Here is an 18591-nt window from a genome sequence, read left to right on the forward strand (position 1 = left end):
GGTCAAGCTATGGAAGACGAACTCATACAGCGGATTAAACGCATTTATGCAGCTATTGAGTTATCGGAAGAGACAGATATGAGGCAACTTATTGCTAAACCTATTATCAACGAAAAGCGAGTTGGTTTCTACCAAGATTGGCAAGGAGATTTAAACGATGAACAAATTATTAATCTTGCCATTTCCATTATTGATAATATAGCTAATCTAAAGGATCATCTAAAAAAATGGACAATAAACCACGGTATCGATAAAACAATTGTGGATATTTTTTTTGAAAAATCAGAACCCTTAAAAATTATAAAGGATTTATCGAATAACGATAAACATGGTTATCCACCTCGCAAAAGTGGACATTCTAAAAGGACGCCAGTATTAAGAAATATTCATCGCATTATGCAGTTAAAAACAGCCCCTATCAAAGGATCTTTTGTTTCTATGACCTTTGACAAAAATGGCTGTCCGATAGTACGTGGTTCTGGAACGGGAAAGGTTATATTAACCGGTGAAATAGTTGATTCGAACAATAAGATCATTGGCGATTTCAATGATATTGCTTCTAAGGCAATATCAGATTGGGAATTATTACTTGCTGAAATTGGAATCAAATATTGATTATTAGCAATTTATTAGCAGAAACAAAAAAGCCCCCAGCATTTTAGTGCCAGGGGCTTAAATTTAGCTTTAAATTTGGCGCGCCTAGAGGGATTCGAACCCACGACCCTCGGTTCCGAAGACCGATGCTCTATCCACTGAGCTATAGGCGCAGGCCGTTTTAAAAATGGGGTGAGTGATGGGACTTGAACCCACGATCTCCAGGGCCACAACCTGGTGCCTTAACCGCTAGGCCACACTCACCAAAACCACCCGTATTATAGCCAATACCTGCCTATCATTTCAATTTATTATTAAAACTGGTTATTCCAGCTTTAACGCCGCTCCAGATAAGCAATTGTCACACCCGAACCACCCTCGCCGTATTCTCCCAAGCGATAAGACTGTACAAGAGAATGCCCTTTCAGCTCTTCCCAGACCAGCCCGCGTATCACTCCGCCGCTTTTGCCGTGTATAATTTTTATAACCATATGCCCAGCCATAAACGCATCATTCAAGTATTGTTTAAACGCCGGCAGAGCTTCATCAACAGTCAGATGACGAAGGCTTATTTCATTGGGCACGTTGTCCGGGCGGCTTCGCTTCAAGTTGTACGGCACAAGATATCTTAGCATCATGCCCATATGCGGGCAATATTGCGGTAACATTGCCGTATACTGTTTACCTTACAGACTTTACTTCTAACCTCCAAATAGAATACTATTCCCTTGCAGGTTAAAATATCTGACTGTAATTAAACAATATCGGCGGTGCGGTGAAACCCGTAAAGATTATTCCTTGTTTAGACGTTAAAGATAACCGCATAGTTAAGGAAATAAAATTTGCCGATATGGCAGACGCTTATGACCCGGCTGAAGCGGCTTTTATTTATTCCACTCAATGGGCAGATGAGCTGGCGTTTCTGGATTTGACGGCCACGCTTGAAAATAGGCCTATTCATACGGACTGGATAAAAAATATACTATCTAAAAGCGGCTTGCCCTTGATTGCAGGCGGCGGTATCAGTAAATTAAGTGATATTGAAAGTTTACTGGCAATAGGTGTAAGTAAAATAGCTCTAAATACTGTTACTCCTCAAACCAAATCATTTGTCAGTGATGCTACAGCCAGATTTGGTAATGAACAGATAATAGTAGCTATAGACGGCATTAAAAACCCGCCAGGGTATGGACGCCCAAGACTTGAAACTGTTATGCCAAATGGAGATGTCAAACCTAAACTGGAATTGGTAAGTTGGGCAAAGCAAATGGAAGCGCAAGGGGCAGGTGCCATCTTGCTTACCAGCAAGGATGCTGACGGCACTAAAGACGGCTATGATTTAGAAATGACCAGAGCTGTTGCCCAGTCTGTCAAAATACCGGTAATTGCCTCCGGTGGTGCAGGCAAACTTGAGGATATGTATACTGCGGTGACCGAAGGCGAAGCTCAGGCGGTGCTGGCAGCTTCAGTTTTTCATTCCGGTATCATAAAAATACCTGAACTAAAAAAATATTTGCATTCAAAGGGTATTCCAGTAAATATGCCGCATTAAATATATTTCCCTCAGAACCGCCACCCCTTTTTCTCTAACAGCTTCGTAGATTTCTCGTCAGATATACGGCAAACTATTGCCTTATATGCAAAGGCACTGTTACAATGAATAAAAACCTTACACAGAGGATAAACTTGATAAAACAAGACGGGCGCGAAGTAGAACGTGAGAAATTAGCCATTTTACGGGTTTTGGCCAGCTGCCAGACACCAGTTGGCAGTAAAATCATTGCCCGCCGCCTGAAAAATGAATACGGGGTTGACCTTTCGGAACGGGCAGTCCGTTATCATCTGATACTGCTTGACGAAAGGAAGATGACCTGCAAGATTAGCCGCCGTGATGGCAGAAGCATTACCCAACTGGGTCTTGAAGAGCTGGAAAATGCCATGGTCACCGACAAAGTGGGCTTTGTCATTGACAAAATTGAACGGCTGGCCTACATGACCGATTTTGATCTGGATACCCTAAGCGGCATGGTGCCGGTAAATATTTCTTTTTTTGCCAAAGACCAGTTTAAACCCGCTCTTAGGTCCATGGCACAGGCCTACAAAGCCAATTTATGCGTAAGTGATTTAGTGTGTATTATTCATGAGGGAGACAAGATTTCGGATATCACCGTTCCTGCCGGTCAGGTAGCTTTCGCTACTGTCTGCTCTATCGTGATAAACGGCACTCTTCTCAAGGCCGGTATCCCCATGGATTCCCGCTTTGGAGGTACTCTGCAGTTTCACCAGCATAAACCGTGGCGATTTACAGACATGATTTACTATACAGGATCTTCACTTGACCCGTCTGAAATATTTATTGCCAGCCGAATGACCAGTGTTTCAGAGGTAGCCCGAAGGGGTGAGGGGAAAGTTCTCTGCAATTTCCGTGAAATACCTGCTGTAAGCCTGCCGCTGGCTGAAAAAATAATAGCAAAGCTGAAGAATGCCGGAATAAACGGAGTACTTATGATGGGAGAAGCCGGCAAATCAGTTTGTGAAATGCCGGTAGGTTTGAACAAAGTCGGCATGATAATGATGGGCGGGCTTAATCCAGTAGCCGCAGCGGTTGAGAGCAACATACCGGCTGCCAGCCATGCTATGAGCGGTTTAGTACCTTACAGCAGTTTTACAAGCTACTGGGAAGCAGCAGGGATTAAGAAACCTGTTTAACCAGGCACTATCCGTCCTTATATATGCCTTTGGCATAAAGTTAAGCCTGCGGGTATATTTCGGTTGCCAATATCCCATCCGTATGTATCTTTCCCAGTTTAACTCTTGAGATGGTATTAACCGGTTTTTGGTTGAATTTGCCGTATACCCTTATATAATCAGGGGTATATCCAAACCAAAGTCCGCCTCTCGTCTTATTCTCCCAGAGTACATCTCTTTCCATGCCAATTTTTTGTCTGCGATGCTGCAGACTCGCATTTTTTGCCACAAACATCATCTGTAAAAGACGTGTTTTTATAACCGCAGGGTCTAATTTTCCACTCATAGTTGATGCAAGAGTACCAGGACGCTCGGAATATGGGAAAGGATGCACCCTTGCAAAACCTGCTTTCTCCACATATCTCAAGCTTAGTAAAAAATCTTCATCAGTTTCACCCGGAAACCCAATTATTACATCTGTAGTAACAGCCGTATCCGGAAGACAAGCACGTATACTCTCTAGTGTGCGGGTATAATCAGTCAAAACGTATGGGCGTTGCATAAAACTTAATATGCGGTCACTGCCGCTTTGCAAAGCTATGTGAAAATGATTACACAACCGCGGATTTTGCCATAGGGCTAAAAGCTGTGGTGTGATTTCATTCGGTTGTAATGACGATAACCGCAAACGGGGTATGTAAGTACATTCCAGTATAGATTTAATCAAGCCTGCCAGATTAAACCCACTAGATGCGTACTCGCCTATCTCCGTACCTGTAAGCACAACCTCCTGATACCCTTCAGCTTGCCTTAGGTTTATTTCGCTGATTATTTCGTCAATCCCACGGCAGCTCTTATTCCGCCTGACAAACGGTACAATGCAATATGAACAAAAGTTATCACATCCGTCCTGTATTTTTATAAAACTGCGTGTCCGCCCATGCTCATATAAAGCCTTGGCAGAAACTTCCAGCGGGAAAAGGCGAACAATTTCAGCAACAATATCTGCTTTCCGCTCGTTATCCAGTATCAGGTTGGCATCCGGGCAAGTTATTCCATCTCCCCCGTTTTCGGCATAACACCCGGTCAGGCAAATGAACCCGTTTGGATTGTGACGGCGGGCAATACGTACCTGATAACGGGCTTTGCGGTCTGCCACATGGGTAACTGTGCAGGTATTCAGAATATAAATATCCCAGTTATCCTGCGGGCTGACCAGGCGGTAGCCTGCCTCCGCAAATTCACGCCCAATAGCCTCTGTCTCAGCCTGATTCAGCTTGCACCCCAGTGTATCTAAAGCTATATTAAACATTAAGTCAGATTATACCAAAGCCTCCCCAAACTTGCAGTTAAAATATGCCTGTGTTATAAATAGCCAATTTAACAACTGAGGTGAACAGATGACTGATAACCAGCCCCAAAACAGGGTTGTCATAACCGGTATCGGTATTGTCAGCCCTCTTGGACTTGATACCCAGACCACCTGGGAAGGCCTGATAAACGGACGCTCAGGTATAGACCATATCAGCCTCTTTGACGCATCAAATCTGGCAGTCCGCTTCGGCGGAGAAGTTAAAGATTTTGACCCTGCAAATTATATATCCCGCAAGGATATCCGCCGTATGGACCGCTTTGCCCAGCTGGCAGTAGCCGCCGGAAAACAAGCACTTGAAAATTCAGGTCTAAGTATAAATGAATGCACCAGTCAGGATATCGGGGTAATTGTAGGCAGCGGTATAGGCGGACTTTCGGTTCTTTTTGAACAAATCAAAGTTTTCCTGGAACAGGGGCCGGACAGAGTCAGTCCCTTTTTAGTACCCATGATGATTGCAGACATGGCCGGGGCCCAGGTATCTATCCAACTGGGTCTTAAAGGGCCTAATTTCTGTACTACTTCGGCCTGTTCTTCGGGGTCAGACGCCATAGGCACAGCTTTTGAAAAAATACGTTTCGGTTCTGCTAAAATCATATTGGCGGGCGGTGCCGAATCCATTATGAACCCGGTAGGTTTTGCCGGTTTTTCAGCCCTAAAAGCCCTGTCTACCCGCAATGAAGACCCCCAGACAGCTTCACGCCCGTTTGACGCCAACCGGGACGGCTTTGTTATTGCAGAGGGTGCGGCGATTATGGTACTCGAAGAACTGCAAGCCGCCAAGGCCCGCGGGGCGAATATTATTGCCGAGATAATTGGTTACGGCGGTTCTTCAGACGCTTTCCATATCACCCAGCCGGTGGAATCCGGAGTTGAGGCCGCACGTGCCATAAACATAGCCCTTAATAGCGCCGGCATCAAACCGGAAGCAGTAGATTATATAAATGCCCATGGCACTTCTACTCCGCTCAATGACAAAATGGAAACCAACGCTATAAAAGTTGCATTCGGAGAACATGCCCGAAAACTGGCTATCAGTTCCACCAAATCTATGCTGGGGCATCTCATAGGCGGGGCTGGGGCTATTGAAGCATCTATATGCGCGCTGACTATTAAAAACGGAATTATACCTCCAACCATAAACTACACAACGCCTGACCCTGACTGTGATTTAGATTACACCCCCAACACAGCCCGCAAAGCCAAAGTAAAGGTGGCACTCAATAATTCATTCGGGTTCGGCGGGCACAATTCAGTGCTTATCCTCAGGGAAATGGGCAGTGAAAATATTGGCTAATTGCCTCTGGAAACTAAAACCGGCACCTCCGGAAAAGATTAGCCAGAATTTTCCTTATCCGCCCTTGATTAGCCGTTTGCTTCATAACAGGGGTATTGAAACCGCTGAAGAAGCTGAGTTGTTCCTGTCATCAGACAGGCGTCTAAATCATAACCCATTCTTATTTCCTGATATGGAAAAAGCGGTCAGCCGTATCTACATAGCCTTGCTGACAGGTGAAAAAATAGTAGTATACGGGGATTTTGATGCTGACGGGCTGACGGCTACAGCAGTTTTAACCACTGGCATTGCCCGTTTGGGAGGGAATGTAATCCCTTACATTCCTCACCGCGTTACTGAAGGGTATGGTTTAAAAATATCCGCCCTTGAAAAACACCGAACAGAGGGTGTTTCACTTATCATCAGCACAGACTGTGGCATCACCGCTATACCTGAAATAAAGCGGGCAAATAAAATCGGACTGGATGTGATAGTCACAGACCACCATACCCCGCTAGATGAACTGCCGCCTGCATATGCCATTATAAACCCCAAAGTACCCGGCGAAACCTACCCTTTTAAGGAACTGGCAGGAGTTGGGGTAGCGTACAAACTTATACAGGCTTTATACCGCAACTTGGGGCGGGAAGATGAAACCAGAGATTTACTGGACTTGGTAGCTATAGGCACAATTGCTGATATAGTACCCATTCTGAATGAAAACCGTTATCTGGTAAAAGAGGGCATCAAACTCCTCAATGCCGAACCCCGTCCCGGCATTATTGAAATGGCACAGCTTAGCCGTCTGCATCTAGGGGAAATAGAACCGGAGAGCATTTCGTGGATAATGGCACCCCGCCTGAACGCAGCCGGAAGGCTGGAACATGCTCTGGCAGGATATAAACTGCTTACCGCCACCACCATAAGTGATTCTCAAGAACTGGCACTCTGGCTTGAAAACAAAAACACCGAACGCCAGCAGCTGACCGTTCATTTTGTAGAAAAAGCCAGAGCTAGGCTGGATACACAGTTTCTGCCTGCATTACTTATATTCATTGATGCCGAATGTCCGCAAGGTATCAGCGGGCTTGTGGCAGGCAGACTGTCCGATGAATATTACCGTCCGTCTATTGTTATAAAGACCAACGCAGATTCGGCTACAGGCAGTTGCCGCAGCATACCGGATTTCAATATCATTCAGGCCCTCAGCCGCTTTGCACATCTGTTCAGCCACTTCGGCGGACATGCCCAGGCAGCCGGTTTCACCCTGCCCATAGAAAATTTGGATGCATTTGTCCAAGGCATATCCGCTTATGCCGAAGAAACCCTAAGCGGTGTAGAACTGAAGCCGTTTATAGATATAGATATAGACACAGATCTAAGTGAACTCTGCCCGGCCACCCTGCGTGAACTTGAGAGGCTGGCTCCATTCGGAGAGGCAAACCCGAAACCTGTGTTCCTAAGCCGGGGGCTGAATATTACTGATTACCGCTCCATGGGCAGCAACAACGAACACCTGAAATTGCGTATTAAACATAAAGGCCGCTTCTGGGATGGAGTGGCCTTTCGCCAGGCAAAAGAACTGAATGGTTTTCTCCAATCCCCGGTGGATATAGTGTATAATCTTGAACTGGATAAATGGTGCGGAACAGATACACTCCGCCTGAAGATAATTGATATGTCACCCGCAGGTACCAAGATTTAATAAAAAGGTGAGCAAATGAATAGTTTGATAATGGTTATAATTGCCCTCATTGCCGCATATTTTATCGGCTCCACCCCTGCCCCTTATCTGGCAGGGCGGATTTTTAAAGGCATAGATATCCGTACGGTAGGCTCTAAAAATATGGGGTCTATGAATGTTTTTTACAATGTGGGTTTCTGGCCGGGTATTCTGGTACTGGCGGTAGATATAGGCAAAGGTGCTCTGGCTATGGCAGTTGCCAACTGGCTAGGTGAAGGGCTGGGTATCCAGATGCTGTGCGCCCTAATGGCCATTGCCGGGCATAATTACCCGGTATGGCTAAGATTTAAGGGCGGCAAGGGCGGAGCAACTGCCATAGGTATTCTGGCCTATATGATGCCAGAGGGCATTCCTATATATATCGCTTCTTTTCTTATCCTTATGGCTATTACCCGTTTCCCCACCTTGAGTTACGGCATTTCATTTATCAGCTTCATACTGGTGGCATGGCTTGGACAGCATGATTTGGGGAAAGTGCTATTTTCCCTTTTGGTAGTTATGATACCCATACTTATGTACATACCCCGAATGAAAGAGATAAAAAACAAGGCCGGCTCCGGCAATGCCAAACGGGCTATCTTCCGTAAAAACCTTAAAGAACGGCTTTAATCTTATTTTCCCAGAGCAGACAGAATAATTAAAGACTTGCAGATTTACTTTAAATACATTTGCAAGTCTTATTTTTAATGCTAATAATCCTAAAGTTTAACCTAAGCGTTTCGCGCTTAAGTTATCTTGTCCGCTGCCTTTTGGTTCCGTAAACGGTATATAAAGAGCGGAACAGCTATGGCAATAAGTATCAGCCCCACTACCTGAGCCTGTTCCAGCCCCAGAGCAAAATCATCATTTACCCGCACAAAACCAATGGCGACTCTCCATGCGGCATAGAGGTTTATGTAAAGCAGGAAAAGCTGTCCGTCAGGCCGCAGCTTTTTGGCAATAAATAAGCTAAAGGCAAAAAGACACAGTAAAAAAATAATTTCGTAAGCCTGGGTAGGTGCTACCTCTATACCATGCGGAGCGGCCGTGGCAGGGTTTGTATAAATCACACTGCAGCCGCTGCCACCGTATTCACCGTAACAACAGCCATTCAGCAGACACCCCACCCGGCCTATCGCCTGCCCCAGCAGTATGCCCGGAACAGCCACATCCAGCAGGTAACCCAGATTGAAGTGGGAATAACGGCTGTAAATCCACAAGCCTATAGTTGCACCGATAATAGCCCCGAATATGGTTAAACCTTCACCGCTCAAAATAGCTCCGGGGTTAAGGCTGTAATATTCCCAGGCATCTATAACATGCAGAAGCTTTGAAAAAATAATGCCGGAAGGAATAGCAATAATAGCCGCAGTCAGCACCGTATCATAAGAAATATCGGCCCCGCGTTTAATCCGCCAGAATATCCAGGAAATCAGTGCCACCACACCCAGAGCCATCATGATTCCGTACCATTTGACCACCAGCGAACCGATGCTGAAGGCTACCGGGTCTACATTTATTTCAAACATAAATACCAGTCCTGTTTCAATTTTTAAAAAGTACTATATTAAAATTATACCCGAACAAATTCAGCATCACAAACAGGCCTTGCCCAGGCATCTTTCCAGTACGGCTTTAGCCCCGTTTTTATCCAGCGGTTTGTTATTATTGCCGCACTTGGGTGACTGAACGCAACTGGGACAGCCGTCTATGCAGGTGCATTTTTCAATAACGTTTCTGGCGGCTTCCCAAAGGTCGTTGATGACTTCATATCCCTTTTCGGCAATACCTACCCCGCCGGGGTGTCCGTCATATATAAATATGGCCGGGGTACCGGTATCCGGGTGGAGCGGGGTAGAAACACCGCCGATATCTCCCCGGTCACACAGGGCAAATAAAGGCAGCAGCCCGATAAGGGCGTGTTCGGCGGCGTGGATAGCCCCGTGAAAATCCATTTTAGTTTTTTCCATAGCGGAGACTATATCAGAAGGCAATTTAAACCAGACAGCTATAGTGGGAAAAGTCTGCGGCGGCAAATCCAGCTGCTCCTCGCTCAATACCTGCTCTGTGAACTGGGCTTTACGCCTGTAGCCGGTTACAGTTAAAGTAACATCCACTTTGCCCAGATATACGCTGATATCCCCCACCAGTTTGTTTTTGAGCACTTCAATTATGCTTATTTCGGTAAGGTCACGGGTAACCGTATAGTAGTCCAGTTTTTTCTTTTCCAGCAGGGCTATCTGGGAATTAAGGTCAAAACGGCTTACCAGATAGCTTTCACCCTGATGCAAGTAAACCGCCCCGGGATAAGCTTGCAAAAAGGCGGTTTGAAAGTCCAGCGTTTCAATAATCTGTCCGCTTTCGGCATCTATCAGACAGAAATCCTTGCCCGAAGCCGAACGGATACTGATATCTCCGGCAGGATAAGAAATATCGGCTGACAGATAATAATTGTCCCGCCGCTTATTAAGCACTCTTTCCTGAGCAAGTGTATCCAGCTCCTCAATCAGGTTTTCACCGAACATATCCGTTTCACTTGCGTTTACCGGCATCTCCCAGGCGGCACATAAAAGATGAACCCTGTAGATATATGAATTTTCCGGATTGATAAAAGTGCCTTCAAAACCGCTGTTAAACAGTTTTTCGGGGTTATTCATATAATACTGGTCAAGGGGGTTATCCAGCCCCAGCAAAAAGGAAAGTGAGTGGCCGCACCTTCGGCCGCTTCGTCCTGCCTGCTGAAAAGTGCTGGAGATACTGCCCGGAAAGCCGGTCAGTATGGTAGCCCCCAGGTCACCTATATCTATTCCCAGCTCAAGTGCATTGGTGGAAACCGCCCCAAGCAATCTGCCTGAGAAAAGCTCTTTTTCTATCTTGCGGCGGTCTTCGGCGGTATACCCACCCCGGTAAGGCTTGATGAGGTCTGCAAACTCCGGCTTTATGGCTATCAGGCGGTCACGCGAATATTTATAAATAAGTTCGGTCAGCCGTTTGGTACGGGTAAAGTCCAGGGTACGGATTTCGTGGCTGACCAGTTCGCTTAAAAGAAACGAAGATTCCGAGTTAGCGCTATGGCGTATGCCGTTAGCCGGGTCAATAATGGGCGGATTCCAAAAAACAAAATCTTTTTCTGACCTGGGAGAGCCGTCATTATCTACCACTGAAAAAGGCAGCCCGGTCAGACTTTGGGCATGAACGCCGGGGCTGGCTATAGTAGCCGAACTGAGAATAAACTGCGGGGAACTGCCGTAGTAACGGCAAAGACGCCTAAGCCTGCGGATAATATTTGCCAGATGCGAACCAAACACCCCCCGGTAAATATGGGCTTCGTCTATCACCACATATTCCAGGTGGCGTAAAAACCGCCCCCACTTCTGGTGAGACGGCAGTATGGAAACATGGAGCATATCCGGGTTTGAAAGTATAATCCGGGCTTTCAGGCGTATATTCGCACGGCTGTTGCCGGGGGTATCGCCGTCATATACAGCTATTTCCTCATCTGCCAGGAGTGAAGGCACTGCCAGGGATTTCAGGCTTCGCAGCTGGTCCTGTGCCAAAGCCTTAGCCGGGTAAAGGTATAAAGCTCTGGCATTCGGGTCTGAGAGCAGTTTTTCCAGCACCGGCAGGTTATAGCACAAGCTCTTGCCGCTGGCCGCCGGGGTGGCCACTATAATATTCTTCCCCTGCCAGCTAAGGTTTACAGCATTTGCCTGATGGGTGTACAAGGGCAAAATCCGTTTTTTTCTGAGGCGTGCATCTATCCGGGGCAACAGCGGGGCGTCAGTTCTGGCATATTCCGCCGGACGGTAAGGCAGGCGTTCAATATGGGCTATCTGCTTCTGATAATCAGGCAGTGATGCAATATAGGCTAAAAATTCGGTAGTTTCCAAAAGCCTTTATCCTAAACCGCCATTATTTCAATCTGAAAATCACGTATAACCAAATCAAACCCGCCGTCAGTCACAAAAGCCAGTACTTTATTCAGTAACTGGTCAGCCACCGCGGCACTGTTGCTGATACAGCTTATACCAATAACCGCCGTCTTCCATCTGTCCATTTCTTCGGCTTCGGCTACCGAAAGATTGAAACGGTTTTGCAGTTGCCTGATTAGCGGTTGAATAAGCTGGCGCTTGCCCTTCAGCGAGGTATTTTCAGGCAAGTCCAGCCACAGTTTTAATATACCGGCGTGCAAACTCACACAAACACCTCTTTAAAACCCTTAAATGAATATAGCGTTACCCATATATTACGTCAAGTAAACACTTGCTGGAATATGGTATATTATACCTAAATATAGCGCATTTGTTTTACAACACAGGTACAGTGTGATATAATTTTGACTTTAAATTGAGTAGAATAACATAAGGGGAATAAGTTTGGACAAACAGGAAAAATCTCTGATTATTAACGAATTCAAAAAGAGCGAAAACGATACCGGCTCTACTGAAGTGCAGGTAGCCTTGCTCACTGCCCGTATTCACCAGTTAACCACCCACATGATATCCAACAAACATGACTTTCATACCAAGAGAAGCCTGCTTACTTTGGTTGGCCGCCGCCGCCGCTTGCTCTCATACATGCGCAACAATAACGGGGCCGGTTATCAGGAGCTTATTGCCAATCTTGGCCTTAGAAAATAAATATTGCCAAAGGCAAATAACCCTGTAAGGAGATTACGTTATTGATAACTGCCAACTCATTTGAACGAACTATTGGCGGCAGAAAACTTATTATAGAGAGCGGGAAAATGGCCCGCCTTGCAGATGCCGCAGTAACTATCCGCTATGCGGATACCGAATTACTGGTAACACTTTGTGCTGCCAAAAAACCGCGCGAAGGGGTGGATTTCCTCCCCCTGACTATAGACTATGAAGAGCGGATGTATGCCGCAGGCAAAATCCCCGGCGGGTTTATCCGCCGCGAAGGACGCCCCAGTGAACAGGCTATTTTGGCTGGACGTCTAACAGACAGACCTCTTCGCCCCCTTCTCCCCAAGGAGTGGCGGAATGAACTTCAGATTATTATCACCGTAATTGCCTCAGATAAGGAAAATGACGCTGATATCTGGGGTGTGGTAGGTGCTTCCACTGTTCTTGCCATGTCTGAAATACCCTATGAAGGTCCGGTTGGAGCCAGCCGCGTAGGTTATATAAACGGTGAATTCGTGCTTAACCCCACCTTTGCCCAGCTGGAACAAAGCCAGATGGATTTGGTGGTAGTCAGCACCCGCAAAGCCGTGGTTATGATTGAAGCCGGGTCTAAGGAAATTCCCGAAGACCTTATGATTAAAGCGATTGAGTTTGCCCACCAGGCAAATCAGGAGCTTATTGACCTTCAGGATGAAATCCGCGCCAAGCTGGGCAAGGAAAAACTGCCGGTGCCGGTGCTGGAAATACCTGAAGAAGTCAAAGCAGCGGTAGCCGCCTTTGTAAAGGGGCGGGTAAACGAAGCTCTGAGCCATCAGGACAAAACCCTCCGTGAAAATGCGGTTGAAGCCCTTCAGAGCGAACTGGTTGAAGCTTTGGCAGAAACATACGCCGAGGGCGATATTCTGGCTGCTTATGATAAAGAAATCAAAAAGGCTATCCGTTCAACTATACTTGAAAAAGATATCAGGGTAAACGGACGGGGCATTAAACAGCTTCGCCAGCTGGACGCTGAAACAGGTATTCTGCCCCGCGTTCACGGCTCAGCTTTGTTCACCCGCGGTGATACCCAGGTTATGGCCGTTACCACTCTGGGTTCTTTACAGGAATCCCAGCAGCTGGATGGCTTGAGTGCCGAAGATACCAAGCGTTTTATGCTTCACTACAATTTTGCCCCCTTCTCTACCGGTGAAGTTAAGCGTTCTGGCTCCCCCGGACGGCGTGAAATCGGCCATGGTGCTTTAGCCGAAAGGGCTTTGGTGCCTGTCCTGCCCACTCCCGAAGAATTTCCCTATACCATTCGTATGGTAGCTGACGTAGTCGGTTCATCAGGCTCTACTTCTATGGGCAGTGTCTGTTCGTCCAGTTTGTCACTTATGGATGCAGGTGTACCCGTTAAAAAAGCTGTTGCCGGTATCTCCATCGGCCTTATTACCGGTGAAAATGATACCTACTGCACCATTACTGATATTGAAGGTATTGAAGATAACTACGGCGATATGGATTTCAAAGTTGCCGGTACCCGTGACGGCATAACCGCCATACAGGTGGATATGAAAGTCAAGGGTATCAGCTTTGACGTTATCCGTGACGCTATCTACCAGGCCAAAGAAGCCCGCTATACCATACTGGAAGTAATGGACAAGGCTCTTGCCCAGCCCAAGACTGAGCTTAGCCCTTACGCCCCCAGAATGTACAAGATAAGCATTGACCCCTCCAAGATTGGCAGTGTTATCGGCAGCGGCGGCAAGACTATCCGCTCTATTATTGAGCAGACCAATACTACCGTTGATATTGAAAATGACGGCACAGTGGTCATCGGTGCTACTGACGAAGCTTCGGCCCAAAAGGCTATCAAGATAATTGAAGACCTGACTAAAGATATTGAAGCCGGCAGTGTTTACACCGGTAAAGTTACCCGGATAATGACCTTCGGCGCTTTCGTTGAAATCCTGCCCGGCAAGGAGGGCATGGTACACATAAGCGAACTGGCTGACCACAGAGTAGAAAAAGTGGAAGATATAGTCAAGGTTGGTGATGAAATAACGGTAAAAGTTACCGAGATTGATTCCCAAGGCAGAGTAAATTTGTCACGGCGGGTCATTCTCAACCCCAACGCCGTACCCATTTCACGTAACCGTGATTCCCAGCCGCGTCGTTCCGGGCCTTTCCGCCCTCAAGACCGGTCCAACTCATAATATATTAGGAGGCGCTATGACACCTATAAAGGTTGTAGTTCACGGTGCCTCAGGCAAAATGGGCCAGGAGGTCTTAAAGACCCTGTGCCAGGAAAATAACCTTCTTCCGGTGGGAGCAGTGGATATACGGGCTGAAAGCCCATCCCTGACCCTGCCGGACGGAAGCGGCTCTATCCCCTACTCGGCAGACCTTTCATTTATCCTCTCGCAGACCAAGCCGGATGTAATGGTAGATTTTACTATTGCCAAGGCTTCCATGCCTGCCATCCGCATTGCCGCCGCCCACAAGGTTAATCTGGTTATAGGCACTACCGGCTTTTCGCCTGAGGAAATATCAGAAATTGAACTGCTGGCTAAAACCAATGACATCGGGATTATAGTTGCACCCAACTTTGCCCTTGGTGCTATAATAATGGTTCATTTGGCACAGGTTGCTTCACGTTTTCTTTCCAGCGCCGAGGTGATAGAACTTCACCATGATAAAAAACTTGACTCACCCTCAGGTACAGCTTTGGCCACAATAACAGCCATGCTGAGAGCCCGTGGTGAGGCTTTTAACAAACCGGCCAAGGAAAATCTGACTGATGCCCGCGGGCAGGAACATGATGGTATAAGAGTGCACAGCGTACGCCTGCCGGGTCTGCTGGCACATCAGGAAGTGATTTTTGGAGCGGCCGGTCAAACGCTGACTATACGGCATGATGCCTTTAGCCGCGAATGTTATATGCCGGGTGTTACACTGGCAATAAAAGAAATAGTCCAAACCAAAGGTTTTGTTTTCGGTCTGGACAAACTGCTTAAGCTTTAGGAGGCAGTCCATGGGTTACAGAGTGGCCATAGTAGGTGCTACCGGTATGGTAGGTCAGGAATTTATAAAAGTACTGGAGAAACGGGATTTTCCGATGGATACCGTTTCACTCCTGGCGTCAGACCGCTCTGCGGGCAAGAAAATGATGGTCAAAGGCGAGGAAATAGAGGTCAGGGAGACCGCCTATGATTCGTTTAATGATGTGGATATCGCCTTGTTTTCAGCCGGTGCGGATATCTCCCGCCATTTTGCGCCTATCGCCGCCCAGCATAAAGCCATAGTGGTGGACAACAGCGCCGCATTCCGTATGGATCCGAAAGTACCGCTGGTAGTGCCTGAGGTAAATATTGAAGACATTACCAAGCATAAAGGGATTATTGCCAACCCGAATTGCTCTACAATTCAAATGGTAGTTGCCCTGTACCCTTTGCATCAGGTAAATCCGATTAAACGCATTGTAGTAACCACTTTTCAGGCTGTATCCGGTACAGGTATAAATGCAGTTGACGAGTTGCGTGCTCAAACACGCCAGTTGCTTGACGGGCAGAAGGCTGTTGCCCATGTATATTCGCACCAGATTGCTTTTAATGTACTGCCGGAAATTGATGTCTTTCTTGACAGCGGCTATACCAAGGAAGAATGGAAAATGCTGGAAGAAACCCGCAAGATTATGCATGCTGATAACATACAGGTTTCAGCTACCTGCGTCAGGGTGCCGGTATTTACCGGCCACTCTGAAGCAGTAACTGTAGAATTTGAACGTCCCATGGAACCGGAGCAGGCACGTGATATACTTCTCCGCTCACCCGGCGTCAAAGTACTGGATGAGCCGGCTGTAAAGCTCTACCCGCACCCCTGGCTGGCCACCGGCACCGACGAGGTATTTGTGGGACGGATACGCAAAGACATTTCCAACCCCAATGGTTTGGTTATGTGGGTTGTGGCTGACAATGTCAGAAAAGGCGCTGCCTTAAATGCAGTCCAGATTGCCGAAGAACTGGTAAACCACGGCATGATAGGAGGTTAGAAATGAAAGACTTAGGCAGACTTATTACCGCTATGGTAACCCCGTTTAAAAAAGATGGGACAGTAGACTATGTTCAGGCTCAGAAACTGGCTCTGGGGCTGCTTGATTCAGGCAGTGATGGTCTGGTGGTAGTTGGCACTACCGGTGAATCCCCTACCGTTACCTGGGAAGAAGAACACGCCCTATTTGCGGCTGTAAAATCTGCTGTCGGCAACAGGGGAAAGGTTATTGCCGGCACAGGTGCCAACAGCACTCAGGAAGCACTGGAAAATACTTTGAAGGCTGAAAAAATCGGGGTAGATGCCTGTCTGCTGGTAGTACCCTATTATAATAAACCCACTCAAGAGGGTCTATATCTTCATTTCAAGACGATTGCTGAAGCCACCGAGCTTCCCTGCATACTTTATAATGTACCTTCCCGCACTATTACACACATGAGTCCAGAAACAGTAATCCGTCTGAGCCATATACCTAATATTGTAGGTATCAAAGAAGCCAGCGGCAAACTGGACGATATCGCTCAGATAATAAACAATGTCCGCCCTGATTTTACTGTCTGGAGCGGAAATGACAGCGATACTCTACCCATGCTTGCAATGGGGGCTTACGGTGTTATCTCGGTAGCTTCACATTTGGTGGGTAACCAGATAAAAGACATGATAACCAGCTTTGTGTCAGGCAATACGGATAACGCAGCCGCTATTCACCGCCACCTGACCCCGCTGATACGCTCACTTTTTGTTGTATCAAACCCCATACCCATAAAGTATGCCCTGAATTACCTGGGGTTTAATGTAGGCGGGCTGAGACTGCCCATGACCGAAGCAGATGAAAAGACCGCCGCCCTTATACGTGAAAGCCTTAAGGGCTATACTATCGACCTGCCTATAAAATAAAAATGATACAGTCTGACAATGGTCTCTACCGTTTAGAAAAAACGGATATAAAGCATCTTGCCCAAGCAGCAGCCGAAGCATTCAAGGATGACCCGCTCACTTTGTATCTCCTACAGGGGAATACCCAGAAAGCCCGGCGGCTGCCGATGGTTTTTGAGTACTATGCAGCACTTGGTATAAAATACGGACAGGCTTATGCCTCTTCTCCAAATATGGAGGCGGTTTCAGTTTGGTTTGATGCCCCGGTGCGTATTTCCCTCTTGCAACTTATCAGCTGCGGTTTCCCTGTAAAAAACCTCTGGTGCGGGTTTAATTACTTTCAGCGGGATATGCAGTTAAACAATCTGTGTGACAAAATGAGAGACCAGCTATACCCTTTTAGTAACAAATACCTTGCTTTGCTGGCTGTAGCCCCCAAACACCGTTCAAAAGGGCTTGCCAGTAAAGTCGTCCGTCCTATTCTGGCGGAACTTGACCGGAATAATATAACGTCTTATCTTGAAACCCAAAGTTTGCAGAATGTAAATATGTACCGCCACTGGGGTTATGAAGAAATAGGCTCTTTCAGTATACCTCTAGGCAATATTTCACTGCATGCCATGCTCAGGAAAAACAGAAAGGACCAATATGGAGGAAATTCCTCTTCAATACCTCTATAAACTGAATAAATCAGATATACCCAGAGCAGCTGAAGTCTGTGCCCGTGCTTTTCAGAATGACCCTATAATGAAGGAGATTTCAAATGGGAAAGCGGGTATAGATGCTCTTTACCGGATTTTTGCATATATTTTAAAAACCGGGATGGATATCGGGCAGTCATATGCCAGTTCCGCTAACCTGGAAGGAATAGCCCTTTGGGAACCGAATAATGTCCATAAAACATTTCGTCAGCGTATCAGGCACTTGTCCTACCTTTTTCAGGCAAGGAACCAGCTGCCACTTTTAACTGAAATGTCCAGAGTAGATAAAATTAGCCAAAGCCTGCGAACCAAACATGCTCCGGCTATATATTTTCACCTTGCTCTTCTGGCCGTTAACCCTGAATATCAGGGCCACGGGATAGCCGGGCATTTGATACGCCCCATGCTGGACTTTATGAATCAAACAGGCATACCGTGTTATCTGGAAACACAAAGCCCTGAAAATGTGTCTATGTATGAGCATCTGGGTTTCAAAACACTGGCCAGCCAGAGGATTTCAGGTACCAGCCAAACCATATATGGTATGTTGAAAAACCCTGACGGCAAGGTGTCTTAGTTTTTACAGCTAGAATGTAAATATAAAATCCATCTTGGCAACTATTTGAATTGCAAAAATAGAATAAAAAAGGGGGCTTTTAAGCCCCCTTCGGTATTTAGAGAAA

The 18591-nt window shown here is 46.7% G+C and carries 18 protein-coding genes and 2 tRNA genes; 13 read left to right on the forward strand and 7 right to left on the reverse strand.

The genetic code is table 11. From position 1 onward, the window contains the following. Positions 1-9: 9 nt before the first annotated feature. Entirely contained in the window at positions 10-615 is a 606-nt protein-coding gene (locus UCH007_RS04075) for a hypothetical protein (protein WP_046961128.1), read from the forward strand. Positions 616-691: 76 nt separating this feature from the next. Here UCH007_RS04075 and UCH007_RS04080 read toward each other — a convergent pair. The 3 genes from UCH007_RS04080 to UCH007_RS04090 form a co-directional block, all read right to left on the reverse strand. Beyond that, a tRNA-Arg gene (locus UCH007_RS04080) sits at positions 692-767 on the reverse strand. Positions 768-782: 15 nt separating this feature from the next. Beyond that, a tRNA-His gene (locus tag UCH007_RS04085) sits at positions 783-858 on the reverse strand. 71 nt (positions 859-929) lie between these two features. Beyond that, positions 930-1214, reverse strand: a complete 285-nt coding sequence (locus tag UCH007_RS04090; RefSeq protein WP_228368628.1) for a Smr/MutS family protein — start codon at positions 1212-1214, stop codon at positions 930-932. Positions 1215-1369: 155 nt separating this feature from the next. On the opposite strand from UCH007_RS04090, the gene hisF reads away from it, so the two are divergent. Beyond that, positions 1370-2146, forward strand: a complete 777-nt coding sequence (gene hisF / locus UCH007_RS04095; RefSeq protein ID WP_046961129.1) for an imidazole glycerol phosphate synthase subunit HisF — start codon at positions 1370-1372, stop codon at positions 2144-2146. Between the two features lie 104 nt (positions 2147-2250). Further along, positions 2251-3303, forward strand: a complete 1053-nt coding sequence (locus UCH007_RS04100) for a DUF128 domain-containing protein (RefSeq protein ID WP_046961130.1) — start codon at positions 2251-2253, stop codon at positions 3301-3303. Between the two features lie 40 nt (positions 3304-3343). Here the strand turns inward: UCH007_RS04100 and mtaB are convergent, their stop codons facing one another. Continuing rightward, positions 3344-4594, reverse strand: coding sequence for a tRNA (N(6)-L-threonylcarbamoyladenosine(37)-C(2))-methylthiotransferase MtaB (mtaB, locus tag UCH007_RS04105; protein ID WP_046961131.1), 1251 nt, complete (start codon positions 4592-4594; stop codon positions 3344-3346). Positions 4595-4682: 88 nt separating this feature from the next. Here mtaB and fabF point away from each other — a divergent pair, with 88 nt between their 5' ends. Genes fabF through UCH007_RS04120 form a run of 3 tightly spaced genes read left to right on the forward strand, consistent with a single transcriptional unit; the run spans position 4683 to position 8283 of the window. After that, positions 4683-5951 (forward strand): beta-ketoacyl-ACP synthase II, encoded by a 1269-nt coding sequence (gene fabF / locus UCH007_RS04110; protein WP_023652380.1) that lies wholly within the window; start codon positions 4683-4685, stop codon positions 5949-5951. After that, positions 5935-7635 carry a single-stranded-DNA-specific exonuclease RecJ gene (recJ, locus tag UCH007_RS04115; protein WP_046961132.1) on the forward strand — a complete coding sequence of 567 codons (1701 nt, stop codon included), beginning with the start codon at positions 5935-5937 and terminating at the stop codon, positions 7633-7635. Before fabF ends, recJ begins: the two co-directional genes overlap by 17 nt. 15 nt (positions 7636-7650) lie before the next feature. Further along, on the forward strand, positions 7651-8283 hold the full coding sequence (locus UCH007_RS04120) for a glycerol-3-phosphate acyltransferase (RefSeq protein ID WP_023652382.1): 633 nt from the start codon (positions 7651-7653) through the stop codon (positions 8281-8283). 116 nt (positions 8284-8399) lie between these two features. On the opposite strand, the gene UCH007_RS04125 is transcribed toward UCH007_RS04120, so the two are convergent. The 3 genes from UCH007_RS04125 to UCH007_RS04135 form a co-directional block, all read right to left on the reverse strand. Further along, on the reverse strand, positions 8400-9182 hold the full coding sequence (locus UCH007_RS04125; RefSeq protein ID WP_046961133.1) for a prolipoprotein diacylglyceryl transferase: 783 nt from the start codon (positions 9180-9182) through the stop codon (positions 8400-8402). Positions 9183-9248: 66 nt separating this feature from the next. Then, positions 9249-11543 carry a DEAD/DEAH box helicase gene (locus UCH007_RS04130; protein WP_046961134.1) on the reverse strand — a complete coding sequence of 765 codons (2295 nt, stop codon included), beginning with the start codon at positions 11541-11543 and terminating at the stop codon, positions 9249-9251. A gap of 11 nt (positions 11544-11554) precedes the next feature. Next, a complete protein-coding gene (locus UCH007_RS04135; protein WP_023652385.1) occupies positions 11555-11851 on the reverse strand; it encodes a DUF503 domain-containing protein in 297 nt (98 codons plus the stop codon). Positions 11852-12029: 178 nt separating this feature from the next. Here UCH007_RS04135 and rpsO point away from each other — a divergent pair, with 178 nt between their 5' ends. Genes rpsO through UCH007_RS04170 form a run of 7 tightly spaced genes read left to right on the forward strand, consistent with a single transcriptional unit; the run spans position 12030 to position 18485 of the window. Beyond that, positions 12030-12293, forward strand: a complete 264-nt coding sequence (gene rpsO, locus UCH007_RS04140) for a 30S ribosomal protein S15 (RefSeq protein WP_052753399.1) — start codon at positions 12030-12032, stop codon at positions 12291-12293. 41 nt (positions 12294-12334) lie between these two features. Continuing rightward, complete coding sequence (locus UCH007_RS04145) at positions 12335-14497, forward strand: polyribonucleotide nucleotidyltransferase (protein ID WP_023652386.1); 2163 nt, start codon at positions 12335-12337, stop codon at positions 14495-14497. A 16-nt stretch (positions 14498-14513) separates the two neighbouring features. Next, positions 14514-15305, forward strand: a complete 792-nt coding sequence (dapB, locus tag UCH007_RS04150) for a 4-hydroxy-tetrahydrodipicolinate reductase (protein WP_046961136.1) — start codon at positions 14514-14516, stop codon at positions 15303-15305. 10 nt (positions 15306-15315) lie between these two features. Continuing rightward, the gene (locus tag UCH007_RS04155; protein WP_046961137.1) at positions 15316-16332 is read left to right on the forward strand and encodes an aspartate-semialdehyde dehydrogenase; all 1017 of its coding nucleotides are present in this window, start codon (positions 15316-15318) and stop codon (positions 16330-16332) included. 2 nt (positions 16333-16334) lie between these two features. Then, positions 16335-17228: a 4-hydroxy-tetrahydrodipicolinate synthase gene (gene dapA / locus UCH007_RS04160; RefSeq protein WP_023652389.1), complete on the forward strand. Its 894-nt coding sequence runs from the start codon at positions 16335-16337 to the stop codon at positions 17226-17228. A 2-nt stretch (positions 17229-17230) separates the two neighbouring features. Next, a complete protein-coding gene (locus UCH007_RS04165; RefSeq protein WP_046961138.1) occupies positions 17231-17887 on the forward strand; it encodes a GNAT family N-acetyltransferase in 657 nt (218 codons plus the stop codon). Further along, positions 17856-18485 (forward strand): GNAT family N-acetyltransferase, encoded by a 630-nt coding sequence (locus tag UCH007_RS04170; protein WP_046961139.1) that lies wholly within the window; start codon positions 17856-17858, stop codon positions 18483-18485. Before UCH007_RS04165 ends, UCH007_RS04170 begins: the two co-directional genes overlap by 32 nt. Positions 18486-18591 lie beyond the last annotated feature (106 nt).

This window comes from Dehalococcoides sp. UCH007, from assembly GCF_001010485.1.
GTDB lineage: Bacteria > Chloroflexota > Dehalococcoidia > Dehalococcoidales > Dehalococcoidaceae > Dehalococcoides > Dehalococcoides mccartyi_A.

Bases quoted from the DNA above. Each gene is read 5' to 3' on its own strand.
- dapA (WP_023652389.1), top strand. From the start codon at position 16,335: ATGAAAGACTTAGGCAGACTTATTACCGCTATGGTAACCCCGTTTAAA.
- UCH007_RS04170 (WP_046961139.1), top strand. From the start codon at position 17,856: ATGGAGGAAATTCCTCTTCAATACCTCTATAAACTGAATAAATCAGAT.
- UCH007_RS04165 (WP_046961138.1), top strand. From the start codon at position 17,231: ATGATACAGTCTGACAATGGTCTCTACCGTTTAGAAAAAACGGATATA.
- UCH007_RS04100 (WP_046961130.1), top strand. From the start codon at position 2,251: ATGAATAAAAACCTTACACAGAGGATAAACTTGATAAAACAAGACGGG.
- UCH007_RS04125 (WP_046961133.1), bottom strand. From the start codon at position 9,182: ATGTTTGAAATAAATGTAGACCCGGTAGCCTTCAGCATCGGTTCGCTG.
- UCH007_RS04075 (WP_046961128.1), top strand. From the start codon at position 10: ATGGAAGACGAACTCATACAGCGGATTAAACGCATTTATGCAGCTATT.
- mtaB (WP_046961131.1), bottom strand. From the start codon at position 4,594: ATGTTTAATATAGCTTTAGATACACTGGGGTGCAAGCTGAATCAGGCT.
- dapB (WP_046961136.1), top strand. From the start codon at position 14,514: ATGACACCTATAAAGGTTGTAGTTCACGGTGCCTCAGGCAAAATGGGC.
- fabF (WP_023652380.1), top strand. From the start codon at position 4,683: ATGACTGATAACCAGCCCCAAAACAGGGTTGTCATAACCGGTATCGGT.
- UCH007_RS04155 (WP_046961137.1), top strand. From the start codon at position 15,316: ATGGGTTACAGAGTGGCCATAGTAGGTGCTACCGGTATGGTAGGTCAG.
- UCH007_RS04120 (WP_023652382.1), top strand. From the start codon at position 7,651: ATGAATAGTTTGATAATGGTTATAATTGCCCTCATTGCCGCATATTTT.